Source organism: Achromobacter sp. GbtcB20, assembly GCF_019091095.1.
GTDB lineage: Bacteria > Pseudomonadota > Gammaproteobacteria > Burkholderiales > Burkholderiaceae_B > Achromobacter > Achromobacter mucicolens.
In genome coordinates, this window is sequence record NZ_JAGXJZ010000162.1 from 1 (window position 1) to 608 (window position 608).

At 70.2% G+C, this 608-nt stretch carries 1 protein-coding gene; it reads right to left on the reverse strand.

Annotated features, from left to right (window positions below):
- Positions 1-83 precede the first annotated feature (83 nt).
- The coding region (locus KVT32_RS28350; protein ID WP_217619234.1) for an EAL domain-containing protein at positions 84-608 on the reverse strand (525 nt) is incomplete at its 5' end.

A 608-nucleotide genomic window follows, 5' to 3' on the forward strand; every position in this document is an offset into this window, starting at 1 on the left:
CTGGGCCTTGCGGCCGCCGGCCGGGGCGCCCCGGCCGGCGCTGCCGCGGGTTGCCGCTTCGGGCCACGCGGTCTGACGAGGGCTCAGGCCCCCATGGCCAGCTCCTGCCACAGCCGCTCGGACCCGGACGCCGGCAAGGGCCGGCTGAACAGGTAGCCCTGGATTTCGTCGCAGCCGCGCTCGCGCAGGAATTCGCGTTGCGGCGCGGTCTCGACGCCTTCCGCGATCACCCGCATGCCGAGGTCGTGCGACAGCGAGACGATCGCCGCCACCATGGCCGCGCTGCCGGCATCGGTCTCGATGTCGTGCACGAAGGAGCGGTCGATCTTCAGCACGTCCACCGGGAAGCGCTTCAGGTAGGCCAGGCTGGAGTAGCCGGTGCCGAAGTCGTCGATCGACAGGTAGACGCCGATCCCGCGCAGGCGCTCGAGCGTGGCCATGGTCGCCTTGGCGTCGTCCATCAGCGTGCCCTCGGTCAGTTCGAGTTCGAGCAGCTTGGGGTCGAGCCCGGTGTCATCGAGCGCCGAGAGCACGAACTGCGACAGGTTCTCGTCCTTGAACTGCTTGGCCGAGAGGTTCACCGCCATCCGCAGCGCGCGCCGGACGTG